The following is a 19863-nucleotide window of genomic DNA, read 5'->3' on the forward strand; positions in this document are numbered from 1 at the left end:
AAGTTGTGCCCATGGTGAGGTAGGGCAGTGGTATCATTGCGCTTTATTTGTCTTTAATACCGTTTTATGCCCAATTCTCAATTTCCTGCAGGCGACCGCCAGTGGCGCAACCCGGAAATGTTTCTGCTGTTGCTCACGTTCGCCATGTCATTGTCGTTTGCTACCTGGCTGTCGCTGCTCAATAACTTTGTCATTGAACGGGCGGCGTTTACCGGTGAGGAAATCGGCATTCTCCACAGCTTGCGGGAGGTGCCGGGTTTTCTGGCGTTTACAGCGGTATTTTTGCTGTTAGTGCTCCGTGAGCAATCCCTGGCTCTAGTGGCCATGGGTATTATGGGCTTGGGTGTGGCGGTTACCGGTTACTTCCCGTCCGCCATTGGCCTGTATTGCACTACGGTACTGATGTCTATTGGCTTCCATTACTACGAAACCATTCAGCAATCCTTGGCTCTGCAGTGGTTTCCGCGAGAAAGCTCGGCGAAAAGCTTAGGCAAGTTAGTGGCGAGCAAGTCAGCGGCTGCGGTGTTGGCTTACGGTTTGATCTGGTTGGTGACGACGTTCTTTGCGGTGGAGTATCACTGGGTGTACTTGATTACCGGGGTGATCTCCATGGGCTTGGTGTTGTTTGCAGCACTGGCTTTTCCGGCGTTTGCTCAGCCTCATGCGCAGCACAAGAAAATTATTTTGCGCAAACGTTACTGGCTTTATTATGCGTTGACGTTTATGGGCGGTGCGCGGCGACAGATTTTTGTAGTGTTTGCCGGCTTTCTGATGGTAGAAAAGTTTGGTTATTCGGTGGCGGATGTGGCGCTGCTGTACCTGGCCAACCATGTGTTGAACGCTTTTATGGGGACGAAGATTGGTGCCTGGATTAGCCGCGTAGGGGAACGCGTGGCATTGCGTGTGGAGTACATTGGTTTGGCGCTGATTTTTACCGGTTACGCCTTTGTGGAAAGCGCCAATGTGGCCGCAGCTCTTTATATTCTTGACCATGTGTTGTTTGCTATGGCTATCGCCATGAAAACCTATTTTCAAAAAATAGCCGACCCCAAGGATATCAGCGCTACAGCGGCAGTGAGCTTTAGCATTAATCATATCGCCGCAGTCGTCATTCCTGCCGCCTTTGGTTTGATCTGGCTGGTATCTCCAGGTTTGGTATTCCTGCTGGGGGCTGGTATGGCTGTTATTTCTCTGTTGCTGGCCACCAATGTGCCGGTGGCGCCAGCGCCAGACAATATTACTCACTGGCCATCATCTGGTCGGTTGCAAAAAACCTGATAGAAGGACAAAAACCATGAGAACCCATGCCATTGCCCAGTTGTTTCGCGGTGACTGCGAATTAGGCACCAAGGTGGTTGTAAAAGGTTGGGTGCGTACTCGGCGCACCTCCAAAGCGGGTATTTCCTTTGTGGCGGTACACGACGGCAGTTGCTTTGACCCTATTCAGGCGGTGGTGCCAGAGAGTTTAGCGAACTATGAAGAAGTGACGCACTTGGGGGCCGGTTGTTCGGTCATCATCAGTGGTACTTTGGTGGAATCTCAGGGCCAGGGTCAATCGGTGGAAATTCAGGCGGATGCGGTGGACGTGGTCGGCTGGGTAGATGACCCGGAGGCATACCCCATTGCCAAAAAGCGCCACACCTTTGAATATTTACGCACTCAGGCCCATCTGCGCCCGCGCACCAATGCCTTTGGCGCCATCACTCGACTGCGCAATACCGTAGCTAACAGCATCCACAACTATTTTTACGACAACGGTTTTCATTGGGTGAATACGCCGTTGATTACCAGCAGCGATTGCGAGGGAGCGGGTGAGCTGTTTCGGGTGTCAACTTTGGATATGGCGAATCTGCCTCGCACCGACAAAGGTGGCGTGGATTACAGCCAGGACTTTTTTGGCAGCGAGAGCTTTCTGACGGTTTCCGGGCAGCTTAACGTGGAGTCCTACTGCCTGGCCATGAGTAAGGTGTACACCTTCGGCCCTACCTTCCGGGCAGAGAATTCCAACACCTCCCGCCATTTGGCGGAATTCTGGATGGTGGAACCAGAAATTGCCTTTGCGGATTTGGAAGACGACGCGGCCCTGGCAGAGGATTTTCTCAAGCATGTGTTCCGCCAGGTGCTGGAGCAGCGGCAGGACGACATGGCGTTCTTTGCCCAGCGTGTGGACAAACAGGCCATTGAGCGCATGCAAAATGTGATCGATTCAAAGTTCGTGCATATGGACTACACAGACGCCATTGAGATTTTGCAAAAGTCCGGCAAAAAGTTTGAATTCCCGGTGGAGTGGGGCGTAGACATGGCGTCGGAACACGAGCGCTTTTTGTGTGAGCAATACGCCAAAGGACCGGTGGTGGTGAAAAACTACCCGAAAGGCATCAAGGCGTTTTATATGCGCCTTAACGACGACGACAAAACCGTGGCTGCTATGGATGTGTTGGTACCGGGTGTTGGTGAACTGATTGGCGGTAGCCAACGGGAAGATCGCCTCGATGTGCTGGACAGTCGTATGGACGCAGAAATGCGTGAACACCTTTGGTGGTACCGCGACCTGCGTCGCTATGGCACCGTGCCTCACGCCGGTTTTGGTTTGGGTTTTGAGCGGCTGATTAACTACATTAGTGGCATGGAAAATATTCGCGACGCGATACCATTTCCACGGACGCCGGGGTCGGCGCCGTTTTAACTGAAATGCCATGGAAGGCATAAGTGATCAATTAAAGCGTCTTAATCATTGCCCAGCTTTGTTCGCAACCGCTCAAATAACTGCGGCCAAATAAGTTGTAGTGGTTTAAACGGTGGTACAGATTGTAAATTTCCCGCTTGGTTGAATAGGCCTCGGTGCGTGGATAAGTTGCATCGTAAGCGCGGTAAAACTCGCGATCAAAGCCGCCAAACAGTTCAGTCATGGCCAGATCTGCCTCGCGGTCACCGCAGTAGGCCGCTGGGTCAATCAACCATACGCCGTCGCTACTAAACAGCACATTGCCGCTCCACAAATCCCCGTGCAGCAAACTGGGGTGCTGGCAGTAATGGTTAAGAAAGCCCCGCAATGGCTCACGGGCTTTTTTTAATCTCTGCTGATAATTCTGTTTTAGTGCGTTGTCTGCAATCAGTGATATCTGATGACCCAAACGCTGTTCAACGAAAAAGGTGCCCCAATCCTTTGAGATGCCATTGGGTTGGGGATTAAGACCGATGTAGTTATCTGTTTCCAGACCGTAATAAGGCTGCAGCTGTTGATGCAACAGGGCCAAGCCCACACCCAGTTGCTGCCACTGGTGTGATGATGGCGACACGGCTTTGATGGCTGTCATCGATAGAGTGTTTTCTGAAACCCGAGCCACATCCGGTATGCGCAGTGGGTTTTCCGCTTGCTGAGCAATGCAGTGACGCAACAGCGTCAAGCCTTCAGCTTCCCTGAGCAGGGCGTCCCGATAACCGGACTGGTTTTGCTTGTGGTACAACGGATGTCCCTCAATCAATGGCCAAGGATGTTACCATGGCTGAAAAAACAGAGGGTAAACGCTTATGAGTGAGCAAGACAAAACCCTGGAGCAGGTCAATCGCGAGGCTATGCGCGAGGCGGTAGAATCCATGGGAATGGTGTGTGTACCGACCATTGCCAACGTGCCGTTGCCGCAAACCAGTATTGCCCAGGCACCCAGTGAAGAGGAAGTCAGCAATGACTACCGTTCTGCCGGGGTGTTGATGCGGCGTTTGGCGGATACGGTTATCCAGTGGCGGGAGCAGCTACCTAAGGACCAACAACCAGCTATCCTTGCTGTGCTCAATGGCGGTATTCAAATCAATGTTCTGCGTTTGGCGCAAGAGAGCTTTCACGGTATACGCATAGAAGGCACCATCAATGGCAGCCCTTGTATGTTGCTGTCGCACCAATCCAGCGTGCAGCTATTGTGCTATGTGGAAAAAGTGGAGAAAGAAGAATTTCGCCGTCGCATTGGTTTTATTATTGATGGCGAAGAGGAAGAGGTTTAATTGAAAACTCAACAGCAGTGGTTTCAGCAATACGCCGAAAGCCACCGTGATTCCACCAATAAGCGCATTCACAAAATTGCGGTGCCCGCCATTTACTGGTCGATAGTGGCGTTGCTGTGGTCTGTTTCCCTGTTCGGCGTCAACCTTGCCCTGGTTGTAACAATACCGGTGCTGGTGTTTTACGCGCGCCTGTCGCGGCAGGTATTTATTCGCATGCTGTTGTTTACACTTGTTTGTTGGGCGCTCTGTGCGTTGCTTGAATACGGTTTTGGCGGGCTATGGCAATGGGCGCTGGCGGTGTTTGTGATTGCCTGGGTTGCCCAGTTCATAGGCCACCACATTGAAGGCAAACGTCCTTCATTTCTTACTGACCTGGCTTTTTTATTAATCGGCCCGGCGTGGATATTTTTGGGAAGTCCCGATGCTGAAACTCAAACCTGAATGTGAGCGTTGCCACAAATCGCTACCGCCAGAGTCCACCGAGGCAATGATCTGTTCGTTTGAATGTACCTTCTGCAAAGATTGTGTGCAGGGTGAACTGGCAGGTGCGTGTCCGAACTGTGGCGGCAATTTTCAGTTAAGGCCGATAAGGCCAAGGAAGCTTTTGGAAAAGTACCCTCCTGAGAGACTTTAAATACTAAGTATTTTTTCTGCTAACTTTTTAGTAAATCAATTGTTGGGAAGCTGAGGGACAAGGAGAAAAATGAAAAAAATATTCTGGTCAATCGTTTTATGCCTAATAACATTCTTGAGCTGCCAAGCAGATAAGCTGCAGGTCAATGACGTTGTTCTCTATTACGAAGTTCATGGGAATGGTAAGCCACTGCTGTTGATTCATGGCGGGTCAGGATCGGTGGATAGCGTTAGAGATTTAATTGCGCCATTGGCCGAGAATCACAAGGTCATTGCTATCGATTTAAGAGAACATGGTTACAGTACGCCGTCTGACAAATCACTTTCCTACGCATTGGAAGGCGAAGATATTATCGAGTTGATTAAAAAACTGGATTTAGGGAAGGTTGATTTTGTTGGGCACAGTGATGGTGGGATTGTTGGTTTATACATTGCTATGAAAAACCCCGATATGATAAACCGCCTTGCAGTCGTGGGTACAAATTACCACTTTGATGGTTTGCCAGGCGGCATTCGCGACTATATAGCAGCTCTGACTGAAGAAAACATGAGCGCTGATGCACGGCAAGATTATTTAAAGCACTCGGACAATATGGACGGATTTGCAGAATTTGTGGCTGAACTAAAAAATTTATGGCTCACAGGCCCGGTGTGGACAGAGAAGGATCTTGAAAATATACAAGCAAAAACTCTAGTAGCAGTTGGCGACAAGGATTTTATTACTCTTGAACATACAATCAGCATGTACCGCGCTATTAAAAAATCTGAGCTTGCGGTCATACCCGGGTCAGAACATTCGATTCATAAAATCAATGTGCCATTACTGAACGCTATCCTCGTAGATTTTTTCAGTAAGTAATAACCTACCTTATACAGGGGGGTATCGCATGGCAATGAGGAAAAAACCTGCGACTAAATCCCCCTCGATCTGCTCGCCGCCCGAGGTTCGCAACCCGCAGCTTGTTAATCATCAACTCCGATCAAATCAAACATAAACGCATAAACCAGCGCGGTTTCATGGAGCCGTTTAAAACGTCCGGATGCGCCGCCATGGCCGGCTTCCATGTCGGTTTTAAACAGCAGGCGATTATTGTCGGTTTTTAACTCTCGCAGTTTCGCTACCCATTTCATGGGCTCGAAGTATTGTACCTGTGAGTCATGCAATCCCGTGGTGACCAACAGGTTGGGGTAATCTTGCGCTTTTACTTGGTCGTAGGGGGAGTAGGAGAGCATATAGTCGTAGCTGTCTTTGTTGTTGGGGTTGCCCCATTCGCCGTATTCGTTGGTGGTGAGTGGGATACTTGCATCCAGCATGGTGGTCACTACGTCCACAAAGGGTACCGCTGCGTGCATGCCCTGGTACAGGTCTGGTGCCATATTGGCCACGGCACCCATCAACAGCCCCCCGGCGCTACCGCCTTGGGCAAATACTTTATCGCTGGCGGCATAGCCTCGTTCCACCAGAGCCTTGGTGACATCAATGTAATCGGTGAATGTATTGATCTTTTCAAACATGCGGCCTTGTTCGTACCATTGCTGGCCGAGCATTTTGCCGCCACGAATATGGACAATGGCGTACACAAAACCCCGGTCCAATAGAGACAGGCGTGAGGAGCGAAATTCCGGCTCGATGGTGGCGCCGTAAGAACCGTATGCGTACTGCCACAACGGGTTGCTGCCGTCTTTTTTGAACAAGGACTTTTTGTACACCAGGCTTACCGGCACTTCCACACCGTCTCGGGCGGAGACAAAAAGTCGCTCGGCGCGATAATCCGATGGATCGAAGTCACCCAGCACTTTCTGTTGCTTTTTCAGGTCTTTGGCGCCACTGACTAAATTGATGTCGTACGTGCTATTGGGGGTGGTGAGTGACGTGTATTGCACTCTCACCGTATCGCTGTCCAGCTCCGGGTTGTTGCCGAACTCGGCAACGTACAACGGTTCATCAAAGCGAATAGGAAGACTGTCGCCGTTGTCTAATTGCAGAACGGTCAGCTGGGTTTGCCCCCAGGTCTTCTGACTGAGTACCGCGTGATTTTTAAACAGCTCTACGGATTCCAGATAAACCTCTGGGTTGTGGGGAACCACTTCCTGCCATTGGTTTTTATCACCGCTGTGTTGCTGGTGTACCTTCATCAGGCGGTAATTTTCAGCGTTCCAGTTGGTGTGTATGTAGTACCAATCGCCATTTTTTTGAACGCTGTATTTGAGATTTTTTTCCATGGCGTGGAAGGCCTTGAACTCACCTTTCGGGGTGTTCGCGTCCAATACCAGCATGGCTTCCTCATTGGTGCCATCCTGGTAGATATAGACCGTACTGTCGTCTTTGGATTTGCTGATGCCAATATAGAGTTCGTTGTTGGCCTCCTCGTAAACCAGCACGTCATCGGTTTGCGGCGTACCCAAGGTATGGCGATACACTTGGTAGCCCAGTAAGGTTACAGGGTCTTTTTTAATGTAGAAAACGGTCTTGTTGTCGTTGGCCCATACCACTGAACCGCTGGTGCCGGTCAGCTTGTCATTCAGCAGCGTATCGGTACCCAGGTTTTTAAAACGAATGTCGTAAATGCGGCGGCTGAGTGTGTCGGCAGAATAGGCCAGCATGCGATTGTCACTGCTGACACTGAAAGTACCCAGGTTAAAGAAGCTGTGTTCGGCAGCCAGCTGGTTAACGTCCAGCAGCACTTCGTGCTCGGCATCGACCTGGTCTTTGCGGCGGCTGTAAATCGGGTAATCCTTGTCGCCGTTAAATTCTCGCTGATACCAGTAGCCATTGCTGCGCACGGGCACCGAGCTGTCGTCTTTATCAATGCGGCTTACCAGCTCGTTATACAGTTTGTCCTGCAGTGGTTTGGTGTGCGCCATTACCTGTTCCTGGTAGGCGTTTTCCGCTTCCAGGTGGGCCAGTACTTCCGGATCTTTGCGCTGGTCATCGCGCATCCAGTGGTATTTGTCGATACGAGTGTGGCCGTGAGTGACGAATTCGTAGGGAATCTGTTTGGCAACCGGTGGCGTTAAAGCCTTGCTGTGGCTCATAGGAGTGCTCGTTGTATCGGAGTTATCAGTGCAACCGCCGATCAGTGCCGAGGTAACAATGGCGGCGAACAGTGACGTTTTATGAGTGAGGTTCATAGATCCAATCCTGAGTATTTAATCTATAACGCACAACGCCGCCCGATCCTCAATGAATGCTGCCAGGCCCTAAAACGTTAACCCGCGACTTCTGTGGTGCGGATACGTTTGCTGCCCGCCTTGATGGGCCCTTGTTTCAGAGCGTTGCGTCGTTGGTTACGCTGGTCGATGGCGTTTTTTAAAGCAATTAAAAAACCGGTCACCAGAAAGGCTCCCGGTGGCAATATGGCCACCAAAAAACTGTAGTCCTGGGGCAGCAGGCGAATGGTCCAGCTTTCAGCTGTTGGGCCAAACAACAACTGCATGTCCGCAAACAGAGTACCGCTGCCCAGCAGTTCACGCAGTGCACCAATGGCCAGCAACACCAGGGCGAAGCCAGCGCCCATCATCAAACCATCCAGGGCTGAGGCCCAGACACCATTTTTGCTGGCAAAGGCTTCTGCTCGGCCCAGAATCGCGCAGTTGGTAACGATCAGTGGGATAAAGATGCCCAACACCGTGTACAACTCGAAGGTGTAGGCTTTCATCAGCAGTTCGGTACAGGTGGTAAAGGTGGCAATGACCATCACAAACGCGGGCAAGCGCACGGCGTCGGATACCTGATGGCGAATCAGTGAGACCACCACATTGGAACCCACCAGTACCAGCAGTGTGGCCAGCCCCAACCCCAGCGCATTGACCACCGAACCGGTCACCGCCAGCAGAGGGCACAACCCCAGCAATTGAACCAGTGCCGGGTTGTTTTTCCACAAACCGTTGACCACCAGTTCCCGGTAGCTGCTGCTATCACTCATGGGGTTTCTCCGCTGTTGCTGGGAAGGGCTTTGACGGACTGACTGGCCTTCAGCAGTTGCTCTTTATGTTGTTCAAAATACTGCAGCGCTTTTTTCACCTGATTGATCACCGCTCTCGGGGTAATAGTGGCTCCGGTAAACTGGTCGAATTCACCGCCGTCTTTTTTCACTGCCCAGTTGCCAGCGTCTGGATCGTTCAGGGATTTGCCGTTGAAAGCCAACACCCAATCGCTTTTCTTTAGCTCCACTTTGTCACCCAGCCCGGGGGTTTCCCGGTGCTCGGTAATACGAATGCCTGCCACAGTGCCGTCTACGCGGATGCCGATAATCATATGAATATCACCACTGTAACCGTCTTTAGCCACTGCGGGCATAATCAATGCGTTTACCTGGCCATTGGCTTCGCGACCAATGTGTATATTGCCGCCTCGGTCTAACCCCAGGGTTTCCCGCTGTTGTTTTGGAATTGGCACAACATCCATCAACAAATCGTTGCTGTGTTGCTCCAGTGGCAAAATTTCCAACAGTGCTTTTTGCTCAGCCTGGCGCTGAGCGTCGGCAATTTTATCCGCTGTGGCCAGGTACGTGGTGGCCAATAAAGTGCCTGTTACCAGTGCAACGGCACCCAGAATCAGGCTGTTTTTGCGAATGGAGTCGCGCTCTTGAAACATAATAGCGCTACTCCTGCTGCTCGGTGGCCCGGCGGCGGCGCTCATGGCCATAACTGCGGGGCAGGGTGTAGTAATCGATAAACGGAGCCGCAAAGTTCGCAAGCAGTACCGCAAAGGCCACCGCATCCGGGTAGTTGCCCCAGGCGCGAATCACGTAAACCAACAGGCCAATCAGGGCACCGTAAATCAACCGTCCCAAATTACTGGTGGCGGATGTGACCGGATCAGTAACGATAAAAAACGCGCCCAGCATGGTCGCCCCGCTGAGCAAATGCAGGGCGGGTGAGCCGAGGCTGTGGGAGCTGCCGCCGTCGTGAAACAGCAGGGCCATCAGTAGCAGGGTAACCAGCATGGCCACTGGGCCGTGCCAGGTAAAAATGCGCTGCCACAGCAGGAAAATACCGCCTATCAGGAAGCCGATGTTTACCCACTCCCAGCCCACTCCGGCCCAACGGCCTTGGTCAAACAGGGTGTGACTGGCGTAAAACTGTTCCACCATTTGGCCGCTGTTGTGTTTGAACAAATCCAACGGGGTCGCGCCGCTGACACCATCGACAATTGGGCTTCCGGCAAATACCACCGCCAGGCTTTGTTTGAGCCCCGGCAGGTCAATACCTTCTGCCAACAACGGTGCTGGATTCAGCCAGCGGGTCATTTCTACCGGGAATGAGATCAGCAACACCACATAGCCCACCATAGCGGGGTTAAACGGGTTGAAGCCCAGGCCACCGTACAATTGTTTGGCGATGGCAATAGCAAACAGAGTGCCTACCACCACCAGCCACCAGGGGGCGAGGGGAGGCAGTGCCAACGCTAATAGCACCGCAGTGACCAGCGCACTGTAATCCTTTAAATAAAAGCCAACGGGCTTGTGGCGTAGCTTGAGCAACGCCGCTTCCGTGGCCAGCGCGGTGATACTGGCCAGTATCAGATTGATCCATACACCCCAGCCAAAAAATACCGTGAGTGCCACAACGCCGGGCACCGTGGCCAGCAACACCAGCTGCATCACCCGCGCGGTGCTGCGGCCCGTGTGAGCGTGTGGAGAGCTGGCCTGTTGTTGCGATGCGTGCATCATGGTTGTGTGTTTTCCAGTGCCTTTTTGGCGTCGGCAAGTTTTTGTTTGAGGTTGGCCAAGGAGGTGTTGAGGGCGTCCACTTGTACTGGGTCCGTCAGGGACGTCAGCCGCTGTTCTGCTTTGGCAATGCGATTCTGTAGCCGCTCAACCTGCTGCTGAGGCGTTACTGGCGCTTTGGCCGCGCTGCGCGATACCACTTGCTGGGCAGCAGTGATCGTGGCTGGGTCAGAAACCGGTTGCTGGTCTTCAGATCCCAGCTGAGCGATTTCCTGGCGGGCGTCTTGGAGCTTGCTGCGAAACTTGTTGGCGCTGTTTTCCAGAGCCTGACGCAGGTCGTCGTCATCGCAATTGGCCAGCTTTTCCTCGATGCCTGCCAAGCGCTTTTCCAGAGAGGCGACTTTTTTATCCAGAGTTTCCTTGGGCGAGGCCAGTACTTTGGCCATCACTTTCTGTTCCTGCGATGCCCCCTGAGTTTGTTCAAACTCCGCCAATTTTTGCTGAGCTTCGCTCAGCTTCAGGCGAGCACTTTCTATCTGCGCCTGATACCCGGCAATTTGTTCATCGCTCAGTGGTGTGTCATCGCCAGCTGCCAACTTACTTTCCAGCCGTTGCAGGCGGTTTTCAGCACTGTTGACGCTACGCTCCAATTTGGCCCGCTGTTGTTCCGGGCTGGCTTGTTTGGCGGCGACTTTTTGCAATGCGGCCTGCACCACATCACTGGCAGCGTTTTTCGGGGCAGCACCGCCACCTTGTTCGGCGATGGCTGCCTTGGCTTGTTCTGATGCCAGGCGGCGGGCTTCCCGTTTGGCGGCTTTTTCCGCTTCCGCTTGTTGCTTGCGCAGCTTGTTGAATTCAAACCGCTCCCGGGCGCGATCGGATTTGATTTTGTCTCGCGCTGCCTGGCGCAATTCAGACTTGGCTGCCCGGTAGTGCTGCACCAGAGGAATGTGGCTGGGGCATACGTAGGCACAGGCGCCGCATTCAATGCAGTCGAACAGGTTGTGGGCTTGCAAACGCTGATGGTTGCGGGATTGGGCATACCACAACAATTGTTGGGGCAGCAGGCCAGCGGGGCAAGCTTCAGAGCACATGCCACAGCGGATGCAGGGTTGCGCCGGCTGGGGCGGCGGCATTTCTGTGCTGCTGGGGGCCAACAGGCAGTTGGTGGTTTTTACCACCGGGGCTGTCAGGTCGTGCAAGGCAAAACCCATCATCGGCCCGCCCATGACCACCGGTTGGTTGCCTTCGGATTGATAGCCGCAGTGCGCCAGCACTTGCTCAATCGGCGTGCCGATCAGCACCTCCAGATTTTGCGGTTCACGGCAGGCGTCACCGGTCACGGTGGTAATCCGGGAAATCAGTGGTGTGCCTTCCACTACCGCCCGATACACCGCGTGTGCGGTACCGATGTTTTGGCAGACGATGCCAATGTCAGCAGGCAGGCGGCCGTTGGGCAATTCTTTGCCAGTGAGTATCTGGATCAGCTGTTTTTCACCGCCGGACGGGTATTTGGTGGGAAATTCCACCAGCTGGATCGAGGTGTCGGCCAAGTAGGGCTCAAGGACGTCGTAAGCATCCGCTTTGTTGTCCTCAATGCCAATCAGAATACGCTGTGGCTGGCCGAGGATATGGGCCAGTATCTGGATACCCGTCACAATTTGTTGCGGGTAGCTGAGCATCAATTGGTGGTCGGCGGTGATGTACGGCTCGCATTCCGTGGCGTTGATTATCAAGGTATCGATGGTTTGGCCGTTTTCACTGGCAGACAGCTTGATATCTGTTGGGAAACCCGCGCCGCCCATGCCGGCGATACCTGCCTCGCGAATGGTGGTTAGCAGCTGTTTTGGCGACTGGCTGGCGAAATCCGTTGTACCTTGGCGGTCAACCCATTGCTCCTTACCGTCACTGGCAATGATGATGCAGGGTGTAGTCATGCCCGATGGGTGAGCAACCGGTTGCGGGCTTATGGCTGTCACAGTGCCCGATGTGGGGGCGTGTAGAGTCGCGCTGACCCGGCCAGTGGCGGCGGCGATTTTTTGCCCTTTCAGAACGTTGTCGCCCACGGCTACCCTGGGTGTTGCCGGGGCGCCACTGTGTTGGTTCAGGGGGACGATCAATTGCTGTGGCAGGGGCAGGGCGCCAAGGCCCCTTTGCAGGGACTGTTGTTTGTTCTCCGGGGGATGAATGCCGCCGGGAATCTCATAAATTTTAATGATATCCGCGCTGCTCACCCGGTCACCTCACTGGTGGCCATCTGGCCGCGCTTGTCAGTAGCAATGAGGTTGTTGGGCCGCTGCCAGCTCCAGGTGTCGATGGTTTGTGCCACCGGAATCATGTCGATACAGTCCACCGGGCAGGGTTCCACACACAGGTCGCAGCCGGTGCATTCATCGGCAATAACGGTGTGCATCAGTTTTGCCGCGCCCAAAATTGCGTCTACCGGACAGGCCTGAATGCACTTGGTGCAGCCGATGCACTCGTCTTCGCGGATATAGGCGACAGTGGGTATGTCACTGGCTTCGCCGTGTTCCGCATCCAGGGGTATGGCTTCCACCCCCAGCAGATTGGCCAGGGCGTCGATGGTGTCCTGGCCGCCGGGGGGGCAGTGGTTGATGGCTTCGCCGTTGGCGATGGCTTCGGCGTAGGGGCGACAGCCGGGGTGGCCGCACTGGCCGCACTGGGTTTGTGGCAGCAATTCGTCGATCTGGTCGACAATGGGGTCGCCTTCCACCTTGTAACGTACGGCCGCGAAGCCGAGGATGCCGCCGAACAAAATCGCCAGCCCCACCATCGCATAGAGAGCGGCCAGCAGCGGTTCCTGGGCGACAATGTTGTAGAGTCGATCCACGGTTTACACCAGCCCCCCAAAGCCCATAAACGCCAGTGACATCAGCCCGGCGGTAATCATGGCAATGGCGGCGCCTTTAAAGGGGGCGGGCACATCAGCCACCGCCAACCGTTCGCGCATGGCGGTAAACAGAATCAACACCACCGAAAAACCCACTGCCGCACCAAAGCCATAGAGAGCGGATTGGAAAAAGTTGTGGGCTTTGGTGGTGTTTTGCAAGGCTACCCCAAGGACTGCGCAATTGGTGGTGATTAGCGGCAGAAACACCCCCAGGGTGCGGTACAACAACGGGCTGGTTTTTTCGATAAACAGGCGGGTGAATTGCACCACCGCGGCGATCACCATGATAAAGGCGATGGTACGCAGGTACTCGATACCCAAGGGCTCCAGCAAAACAACATTGACAAGGTAACTGGCGATAGAGGCCAGTGTCAGCACAAAGGTGGTAGCTGCGGACATGCCGATGGCGCTTTCCAGCTTATTGGATACCCCCATAAACGGGCAAAGGCCAAGAAACTGCACCAGCACAAAATTGTTCACCAGAATGGTGCTGATGAGTATGACGGCAAATTCTTGCATGTGTGTCCCAGTGTGAACCCGGTGCTCTGAACAACGGCGTATTATCGGCTATGATGGCGTTTCCCGTCTATTGCCTTAAAACCCTAAAAGTTCCATGGAATTACTATGAGCAAGCTCAACCACTACCTATCGATGATCATGTTTATGGCGGCGGTTATGTTGGGGGTTCAGGTGCCGAATTTTGTGGATCAGTACGTCAAACGAGTAGATGCTCATTTGGTGGAAGTAGAGACCAACTTCAGCAAGTATCAAGAGGCGGCGGATGAGTTTCACGATGGCTCAATCGAAGCGCTAATCGACTTATACGATTCTGAAAATAACCCCTCGTTTCAATGGGGTGCTGAGGCCATTCGCAACAGCCACCAGCGTTTACAACGATTTCGTTTGGAACGCAGCAGCTTACAAGCCGGCTTTTGGCAACAACTGAAATTTGTGGCACTGCATGGCGATCGGGAGCTGATTTCAGATACTCAGCGCAATTACTCCCCCAACGTGCCACTAAACGCCAATGCGGCGATTTGCGGATTGGGTGCCGGGGTGTTGGCGGCTATGTTGTATGAGTTGCTGTTGCTGCTGATTAAATTGCCGTTTCGACGCCGCTACCGGCCCATCCCTCAGACCCGGCAGCGGCACACCCACTAGGGCCTGTTCACACTAATTGAATCATCGCTGCTGGGAGCTATTTTTTTGCCCAGCAAGGCAGAAGGAGTGCTGTGTAGTCATTCTACATAAGCGACTGATAACGCAGCTGGACGGACTTCCTGTTTCTAAACCAGGGGCCCCAGCCCTTCGGGTTGCGGCTAAAAAAGCGTCACTCGGTGTTGCTCGTCGCTCATTTGGAGTGACCAAACCACACGACTCGCGCCTTGATTGACGCTTTTTTAGTCACAACAGTGGCGATTCAATTAGTGTGAACAGGCCCTAAGCTGGCGCTGGTTACTGTTCCGCTACCCAGGCATTCACCTGTTGTTCCAGCATTGGCAGAGGCAGGGGGCCGCTGCTTAGTATCAGGTCGTGGAAGCCGCGAATATCGAATTTATCGCCCAGTTGCGCTTTGGCATTTTCTCGCAGTTCGAGAATTTTGAGCATGCCAATTTTGTAGGCCGTGGCCTGGCCGGGGATCACCATATAGCGCTCAATCTCTTTAACCACTTCTTCCTTTGGGTTGGGGCCGTTGTCCAGGAACCATTGGATCGCTTGCTCGCGGGTCCACTTCTTGCTGTGCATGCCGGTATCCACCACCAGCCGGATGGCGCGCATCAGTTCCAGGGTCAGGCGGCCAAAGTCGGAGTAAGGGTCTTCATAAAAGCCCATTTCCTTTGCCAGTAATTCTGTGTACAGCGCCCAGCCTTCCACATAAGCGGTGTAACGGCCCTGCTTGCGGAATTCGGGAATGCCGTCGAGCTCTTGGGCGATGGCAATTTGCATGTGATGGCCCGGCACGGCTTCATGAAACGCCACAGCATCGATCTGATAGTTGGGCATGGCACGCATGTCGTACAGGTTGGTGTAATAGATGCCAGGGCGGGAGCCATCCAGAGACGGCTGCTGGTAAAAAGCAATACCTGCAGTGGCCTCACGGAAAGGCTCTACGGCTTTCACCACCACATCGGCTTTGGGCAAAATGCCAAACTGTTCGCTCAAGCGTGCTTTCATGGCATTGATGGCATCCACACTGCGCTTCAGGAACTGCGCCCGGCCTTCTTCTGTATCGGGGTAGAAGAACTGGTCATCGGTGCGGAAGAAATCAAAAAATGCTTTCAAATCCCCATCGAACCCCACTTTTTGGCGAATCTGATCCATCTCCCCGTGGATGCGCTTCACTTCCGCGAGCCCAAGTTCGTGGATTTCGTCCGCAGTCATATCCGTTGTGGTGTATAGCTTGAGAAGGTAAGCGTAGTACTCATCTCCCTGGGGTAGTTTCCAAATGCCTGTGCGCTCGTCGGCACTGCGTTGCATGGCCCCCACAAAGGCAATCAGTTTGGAGTAGGCGCGGTAAGTGACATTTTTCAGGGTGGTGCTTGCGCGCTCAATCAATTCCTCTTTACGGGCGGTATCGATATCCAGAGCGTTAACTTTAGTGCGAAAGTCTGCCAGCAGAGGGCTGTCTGAGCCGTCATCAAAGGGTGCGCCGGAAATCACATTCAGGCTGGATTGCACCACCTGTTCGAGCACAAAAGCCGGCGGCATCACGCCTTTGGCCTGGCGGGTACGCAGCTGTTGTACCATCTGGTCGAACAGGGTCTGGGTGCGCCCGAGTCGCGAAATATAGGCTTCGGCATCTTCCTCATTGCTGATGCTGTGCTGGTTGATCAGCACATCTGGCAAGGTGGTATGAATACCCCACATTTGGGTTAGTGGGTAATCGTGATGGCGCCAGCGGTAGCCCTCTATGTTGCGTTGCAGTTCCGCTTTGGCCAGTTCCAGGCTGAGTTTGGCTTGTGGGTACAGGTTGTCTGCTGCTATCGCATTCAGCTCATTGAGGTGTTGCAAATGCAGTGAATGCAAGCGCTCTTCGCCCTTGCCAGAGATGTCATCCCACTCGTGGTAGCGATCTTTGCTACCCAGTACCGTCAGCTCGATAGGGCTGAGTTGCAAGCGGGTGTTGTATTGTTCATCCAGCAGCTGATTGACACTTTGGGAGGCCAGCTCTGGGTCATTGGTGGATGAATCGCCACAGGCGACCATCAACAGAGTGGCGGAAAGTAGCGAAGCGGCAGGCAGCAGTTTCATGGAAGTGTCCTTGTGAAAGGTCTTTGGGCGAAATTTGATGACGAGTCGGGCATCAAGAATAACAGAATTTGCCGTTTGGTTGGCCCCGCAGCTACAGTAACCACTCCTTTTTTGATGGAACTCAACTACTCATGACCCGCTTTGAAACCCTGTATTGCGCCGCAGCCAAAAAGCTCGGTGGTGAGCCGCAACTGCTGGAGCAGTTACCGCAAGTGTTGACGGATACGCAATTGCGTGAAATACCGGATGATCGCTATCTGTCGATGATGACTCGCTGTGTGTTTCGGGCGGGCTTTGTGTGGCGGGTGATCAATAACAAATGGCCCGGCTTCGAAGCCGCTTTTGATCACTTTCACCCACTGGTTATTGCCCACTACTCGGATGAAAAACTGGAGCAACTGGGTAAAGACGAACGTATCGTGCGCAATTTTCAGAAGATTAAAACTGTGCGAGAAAACGCTACCTTCGTGCTCGATATCGCCCGCAAGCATGGCAGCGTGGGTGCCTGGTTGGCGGAGTGGCCATCAGACCGTATTGTCGATCTTTGGTTGACGCTGAAAAAACAAGGGTCGCGGTTGGGTGGTAACAGTGGCCCTGGTTTTTTGCGCAATATGGGTGTGGACACCTTCATGCTCACTGGCGATGTGAAATCGGCACTGATAAATCACGGCTTGATTGATCGCATCAGCCCGTCATCAAAGCGGGATCTTGTTCGGGTTCAGCAGGTGTTTAATGAGTTGCAGCAACAAAGCGGTCGGCCATTGGCGCATATCAGCAAAATACTGGCTTACACCGTGTAATGAATTCCGCTTGCTGTTGTCTGAAACCTGTCGATCAATCATACGGAGAAAAAGGACATGCAATTCAAAACAGTGCTTTTGCTGCTGGCAATGATTTTTGCCGTGGGCAGTGCATGGGGGCAGGTGGACGATGATAACCATGAAGTCGCGCCTCCGGGGATGACTCAAAAGCAGCTGAACGATCTGATTGAGCACTATGGTGACGATGTAAAGCTGGTGGGCAATGCGGGGGAGTTTCGTTTTAACGATGTCGAAATGCTGGTGGTCAGTGATGCCAATGCGGATCGTATGCGGATTATCAGCCCCATTGCGCATATCTCTAACGTGGAGCCGCAAATGGTGGTGCAGGCCATGGCGGCCAATTTTCATTCGGTATTAGATGCGCGCTATGCCATTGGTGATGATGGCACCATTTACGCCGCCTTTATTCACCCGCTGTCGCCTCTAACCGAACAGCAACTGGCATCGGCATTGCGCCAGGTGGCTTCGGCTCATGAAACCTTTGGCAGCAGCTTTAGCAGTGGTGAATTGGTGTTTCCAGGCCCAGGTGGTCAACAACAGCCAGCGCCACCACCGGATTCCATATAAAAAGTGTCGAGCATCGGGCTGCTGGCTGCGAGCAGGCTGGGTAGTGCTGCCCGTTGCCCGTAGCAAGAAGCCAGCAGCTGAATCAGTACCACACGGATAAAAACAGGCGGATAACGTCTGCGTCAAAGCTGTAGAGGGGCTCACTACCCACGGCAAACGCTCCAGGGTTGGTGTTATGTACAGTCACGTCTCGAAAATTATCGTAGTCGAATGCAATTCGATCCCAAAACAGATTCACCGTACTTTTCTTTGCTAATCCCCAGAGTTTATTTGGGATTTCATAGCTGACACCAATACCGATGGTGTTAGAGGTAAATGTACTGAGCTCTTTGTCTCGGGCAAGAAAGTTTTGTGCGCCCTCGAAGGCAAAAATATCGCTGTAAAAGTCGGCATCGTCCTGTTTGTAGTGGCGCAGTTTGGCTTCAAAGGTGAGGCCGTGTTTCCAAGGGTGGGTATAGCCAAATTCCACACTATCCGCTTCAATGCCCCAGCTGTCGGCAAAACGGCGGTATTCGCCTTTTAGCGATGCGTGCCAGGGTAAGTAATAAAGGCTGCGTAAGGCCACAGCGTCACTGTTGCGAGTGCGTGGATACAGTTCCAGTGCGTAGCCAAAGCCCAGGGGCTCACTGGCATCAACAAAGCGGTACTGCCGGTAGGGGTTATTCAAAAAACCCTCATCCACAATACTTTCCACCGCCAGGCTGGCCACCAGTTTTTGGGTAAGAATCTGAGTGAATGTAAGGCTGAATTGCTGGCGGTCAATCTCATCTTCAAAGACGTCATCATCGCGGCGGCGCACGGTGTCGCTGCCGACAGCGTAGCTCAGTGCCAGTGTGCTCAGGTCGCCAAAAAAATCCTGGCTGATGGAAAAACCCACGGTTTGTGCTTCGTAATCGTTCTCGCTACTGGAGGTGACGTTGAGGCTCATGGTGGTTTTATTGTGCAGGTAGTCCATGCCCACACTGAATTCGTTGCGTTCCTCTTCGTAGGCGCTGGCGGTGGCAATCACATCAATAGAGGCACTGCTGACAAAATCCGTGTAGTAGTTGGCTCGCACCGATACTTTGTCGGCAAAGGTTTTTCGCACCAATACCGATGGTCCATCAATGGTGGCGCCACCACCTTTGTAGCCGTGGTAGAGAATATCCAGGCGGTCATCCGGCAGAGTGGCCGCGGTGGCACTGAGCGAGAACAGCGCGAAAAATAAAGTACCGAGCGCTGATCGGGTAGTCAGGCGTGCGTTTCGCGACCAAAAATCAGTTACACCCACAGCCGCCTCCCGAACCACCTTCTGCACCTCGCGCGCCTTCGCGCGACTGGAATACATGATGCAGGTAACCAGAGGCCACTGGGTCGCGATCGAATTGCATAATGTCTGACGCCAGATAGTGGCGTTCGTACGGCTTTACCCAGGGTTCGATGCTGCTGCAACCGCTGAGGGTGAGCAGGACTGTAGCTGTTAATACTGTGCGCTTAATCAGTTTCATGGCGCCTCCGTTATTCCCGGATCAGTTGTTTAATTTGTTTGCGGTATTCGTCTTCGTAGCCGGGTTTGTAGCCCTTGTGCAGGTGACGAATATTGCCGTCCCGGTCGATCATCACGGTAGTGGGCATGGCGCTGACGTCGTAGGCTTTGCTCACAATGCTTTCGGTATCGAACAGAATGGGAAAAGTAACTGGAATGTCATTGAGTACTTGCAGTGCGTCTTCAGTATCTCGCTCTACATTGACACCGAGAATGGTGAACCCGGCGCGGGAATAGCGTTGGTACAGTTCATCCAACAACGGCATTTCTTGTTTGCAGGGGCCACACCAGGACGCCCAGAAATTCAGCATCACCACATTGCCCCGTTGTTCAGCCAAACGCAGGTTGTCGCCACCGTGGCTTTTGAGGGTAAAGTCCGGTGCTTCATCTGCGGCGTTCACGGTAGTGGCAATAACACCGAGGCTGATAATGGCACTGATAAAAATTTTGGCTAATTTATCCATTGTTATTCTCCTGATTTTT

21 protein-coding genes are annotated in these 19863 nt (G+C 53.0%); 9 read left to right on the forward strand and 12 right to left on the reverse strand.

The window, feature by feature from the left end:
• Nucleotides 1-66 precede the first annotated feature (66 nt).
• Both KFE80_13050 and asnS read left to right on the forward strand, forming a co-directional pair.
• Nucleotides 67-1278 (forward strand): MFS transporter, encoded by a 1212-nt coding sequence (locus KFE80_13050; protein ID UTW45267.1) that lies wholly within the window; start codon nt 67-69, stop codon nt 1276-1278.
• A 16-nt stretch (nt 1279-1294) separates the two neighbouring features.
• Nucleotides 1295-2686: an asparagine--tRNA ligase gene (asnS, locus tag KFE80_13055; GenBank protein ID UTW45268.1), complete on the forward strand. Its 1392-nt coding sequence runs from the start codon at nt 1295-1297 to the stop codon at nt 2684-2686.
• Nucleotides 2687-2717: 31 nt separating this feature from the next.
• Here asnS and KFE80_13060 read toward each other — a convergent pair whose 3' ends face one another.
• The gene (locus KFE80_13060) at nt 2718-3467 is read right to left on the reverse strand and encodes a fructosamine kinase family protein (GenBank protein ID UTW45269.1); all 750 of its coding nucleotides are present in this window, start codon (nt 3465-3467) and stop codon (nt 2718-2720) included.
• Between the two features lie 64 nt (nt 3468-3531).
• Between KFE80_13060 and KFE80_13065 the strand changes: the two genes are divergently transcribed.
• From KFE80_13065 to KFE80_13080, 4 genes are all read left to right on the forward strand, one after another.
• Entirely contained in the window at nt 3532-3999 is a 468-nt protein-coding gene (locus KFE80_13065; GenBank protein UTW45270.1) for a hypothetical protein, read from the forward strand.
• Nucleotides 4000-4440 carry a DUF962 domain-containing protein gene (locus KFE80_13070; protein ID UTW45271.1) on the forward strand — a complete coding sequence of 147 codons (441 nt, stop codon included), beginning with the start codon at nt 4000-4002 and terminating at the stop codon, nt 4438-4440. It begins immediately after the preceding gene.
• On the forward strand, nt 4421-4633 hold the full coding sequence (locus KFE80_13075) for a DUF1272 domain-containing protein (protein ID UTW45272.1): 213 nt from the start codon (nt 4421-4423) through the stop codon (nt 4631-4633). The genes KFE80_13070 and KFE80_13075 overlap by 20 nt, the downstream gene beginning before the upstream one ends.
• A 69-nt stretch (nt 4634-4702) precedes the next feature.
• Nucleotides 4703-5491, forward strand: a complete 789-nt coding sequence (locus tag KFE80_13080; protein UTW45273.1) for an alpha/beta hydrolase — start codon at nt 4703-4705, stop codon at nt 5489-5491.
• A 104-nt stretch (nt 5492-5595) separates the two neighbouring features.
• Here the strand turns inward: KFE80_13080 and KFE80_13085 are convergent, their stop codons facing one another.
• The 7 genes from KFE80_13085 to rsxA all read right to left on the reverse strand — a co-directional run bounded on the left by KFE80_13085 (nt 5596) and on the right by rsxA (nt 13734).
• Nucleotides 5596-7764: a S9 family peptidase gene (locus KFE80_13085; GenBank protein ID UTW45274.1), complete on the reverse strand. Its 2169-nt coding sequence runs from the start codon at nt 7762-7764 to the stop codon at nt 5596-5598.
• A gap of 77 nt (nt 7765-7841) precedes the next feature.
• On the reverse strand, nt 7842-8558 hold the full coding sequence (locus KFE80_13090) for an electron transport complex subunit E (protein ID UTW45275.1): 717 nt from the start codon (nt 8556-8558) through the stop codon (nt 7842-7844).
• Nucleotides 8555-9229 carry an electron transport complex subunit RsxG gene (gene rsxG / locus KFE80_13095; protein ID UTW45276.1) on the reverse strand — a complete coding sequence of 225 codons (675 nt, stop codon included), beginning with the start codon at nt 9227-9229 and terminating at the stop codon, nt 8555-8557. The genes KFE80_13090 and rsxG overlap by 4 nt, the downstream gene beginning before the upstream one ends.
• Nucleotides 9230-9236: 7 nt before the next feature.
• The gene (gene rsxD, locus KFE80_13100; protein ID UTW46738.1) at nt 9237-10304 is read right to left on the reverse strand and encodes an electron transport complex subunit RsxD; all 1068 of its coding nucleotides are present in this window, start codon (nt 10302-10304) and stop codon (nt 9237-9239) included.
• Nucleotides 10304-12523, reverse strand: a complete 2220-nt coding sequence (rsxC, locus tag KFE80_13105; protein ID UTW46739.1) for an electron transport complex subunit RsxC — start codon at nt 12521-12523, stop codon at nt 10304-10306. Before rsxC ends, rsxD begins: the two co-directional genes overlap by 1 nt.
• An 11-nt stretch (nt 12524-12534) precedes the next feature.
• Nucleotides 12535-13098 carry an electron transport complex subunit RsxB gene (gene rsxB, locus KFE80_13110; GenBank protein UTW46740.1) on the reverse strand — a complete coding sequence of 188 codons (564 nt, stop codon included), beginning with the start codon at nt 13096-13098 and terminating at the stop codon, nt 12535-12537.
• A gap of 60 nt (nt 13099-13158) precedes the next feature.
• Complete coding sequence (gene rsxA, locus KFE80_13115; protein ID UTW45277.1) at nt 13159-13734, reverse strand: electron transport complex subunit RsxA; 576 nt, start codon at nt 13732-13734, stop codon at nt 13159-13161.
• Nucleotides 13735-13839: 105 nt separating this feature from the next.
• On the opposite strand from rsxA, the gene KFE80_13120 reads away from it, so the two are divergent.
• Nucleotides 13840-14376, forward strand: coding sequence for a DUF2937 family protein (locus tag KFE80_13120; GenBank protein UTW45278.1), 537 nt, complete (start codon nt 13840-13842; stop codon nt 14374-14376).
• Between the two features lie 294 nt (nt 14377-14670).
• Here the strand turns inward: KFE80_13120 and KFE80_13125 are convergent, their stop codons facing one another.
• Nucleotides 14671-16467, reverse strand: coding sequence for a DUF885 domain-containing protein (locus tag KFE80_13125; GenBank protein UTW45279.1), 1797 nt, complete (start codon nt 16465-16467; stop codon nt 14671-14673).
• A gap of 131 nt (nt 16468-16598) precedes the next feature.
• Here KFE80_13125 and KFE80_13130 point away from each other — a divergent pair, with 131 nt between their 5' ends.
• On the forward strand, nt 16599-17267 hold the full coding sequence (locus KFE80_13130; GenBank protein ID UTW45280.1) for a DNA-3-methyladenine glycosylase I: 669 nt from the start codon (nt 16599-16601) through the stop codon (nt 17265-17267).
• 57 nt (nt 17268-17324) lie between these two features.
• Nucleotides 17325-17855, forward strand: a complete 531-nt coding sequence (locus KFE80_13135; protein UTW45281.1) for a hypothetical protein — start codon at nt 17325-17327, stop codon at nt 17853-17855.
• An 82-nt stretch (nt 17856-17937) separates the two neighbouring features.
• Here KFE80_13135 and KFE80_13140 read toward each other — a convergent pair whose 3' ends face one another.
• From KFE80_13140 to KFE80_13150, 3 genes are read right to left on the reverse strand one after another with little or no spacing between them, the layout of a single operon-like run.
• The gene (locus tag KFE80_13140; protein ID UTW45282.1) at nt 17938-19182 is read right to left on the reverse strand and encodes a DUF3570 domain-containing protein; all 1245 of its coding nucleotides are present in this window, start codon (nt 19180-19182) and stop codon (nt 17938-17940) included.
• Nucleotides 19112-19342: a DUF4266 domain-containing protein gene (locus KFE80_13145; protein UTW45283.1), complete on the reverse strand. Its 231-nt coding sequence runs from the start codon at nt 19340-19342 to the stop codon at nt 19112-19114. The genes KFE80_13140 and KFE80_13145 overlap by 71 nt, the downstream gene beginning before the upstream one ends.
• A 10-nt stretch (nt 19343-19352) precedes the next feature.
• Nucleotides 19353-19844 carry a TlpA family protein disulfide reductase gene (locus tag KFE80_13150; protein UTW45284.1) on the reverse strand — a complete coding sequence of 164 codons (492 nt, stop codon included), beginning with the start codon at nt 19842-19844 and terminating at the stop codon, nt 19353-19355.
• Nucleotides 19845-19863: the final 19 nt, after the last annotated feature.

Source organism: bacterium SCSIO 12696, from assembly GCA_024397955.1.
Classification (GTDB): domain Bacteria; phylum Pseudomonadota; class Gammaproteobacteria; order Pseudomonadales; family Porticoccaceae; genus SCSIO-12696.

Coding starts and splice junctions, on each gene's coding strand:
- KFE80_13050 (UTW45267.1), top strand. CDS start 67: ATGCCCAATTCTCAATTTCCTGCAGGCGACCGCCAGTGGCGCAACCCG.
- asnS (UTW45268.1), top strand. CDS start 1,295: ATGAGAACCCATGCCATTGCCCAGTTGTTTCGCGGTGACTGCGAATTA.
- KFE80_13065 (UTW45270.1), top strand. CDS start 3,532: ATGAGTGAGCAAGACAAAACCCTGGAGCAGGTCAATCGCGAGGCTATG.
- KFE80_13075 (UTW45272.1), top strand. CDS start 4,421: ATGCTGAAACTCAAACCTGAATGTGAGCGTTGCCACAAATCGCTACCG.
- KFE80_13080 (UTW45273.1), top strand. CDS start 4,703: ATGAAAAAAATATTCTGGTCAATCGTTTTATGCCTAATAACATTCTTG.
- KFE80_13085 (UTW45274.1), bottom strand. CDS start 7,764: ATGAACCTCACTCATAAAACGTCACTGTTCGCCGCCATTGTTACCTCG.
- KFE80_13090 (UTW45275.1), bottom strand. CDS start 8,558: ATGAGTGATAGCAGCAGCTACCGGGAACTGGTGGTCAACGGTTTGTGG.
- rsxG (UTW45276.1), bottom strand. CDS start 9,229: ATGTTTCAAGAGCGCGACTCCATTCGCAAAAACAGCCTGATTCTGGGT.
- rsxD (UTW46738.1), bottom strand. CDS start 10,304: ATGCACGCATCGCAACAACAGGCCAGCTCTCCACACGCTCACACGGGC.
- rsxB (UTW46740.1), bottom strand. CDS start 13,098: ATGGTGGGGCTGGCGATTTTGTTCGGCGGCATCCTCGGCTTCGCGGCC.
- rsxA (UTW45277.1), bottom strand. CDS start 13,734: ATGCAAGAATTTGCCGTCATACTCATCAGCACCATTCTGGTGAACAAT.
- KFE80_13120 (UTW45278.1), top strand. CDS start 13,840: ATGAGCAAGCTCAACCACTACCTATCGATGATCATGTTTATGGCGGCG.
- KFE80_13125 (UTW45279.1), bottom strand. CDS start 16,467: ATGAAACTGCTGCCTGCCGCTTCGCTACTTTCCGCCACTCTGTTGATG.
- KFE80_13130 (UTW45280.1), top strand. CDS start 16,599: ATGACCCGCTTTGAAACCCTGTATTGCGCCGCAGCCAAAAAGCTCGGT.
- KFE80_13135 (UTW45281.1), top strand. CDS start 17,325: ATGCAATTCAAAACAGTGCTTTTGCTGCTGGCAATGATTTTTGCCGTG.
- KFE80_13140 (UTW45282.1), bottom strand. CDS start 19,182: ATGTATTCCAGTCGCGCGAAGGCGCGCGAGGTGCAGAAGGTGGTTCGG.
- KFE80_13145 (UTW45283.1), bottom strand. CDS start 19,342: ATGAAACTGATTAAGCGCACAGTATTAACAGCTACAGTCCTGCTCACC.
- KFE80_13150 (UTW45284.1), bottom strand. CDS start 19,844: ATGGATAAATTAGCCAAAATTTTTATCAGTGCCATTATCAGCCTCGGT.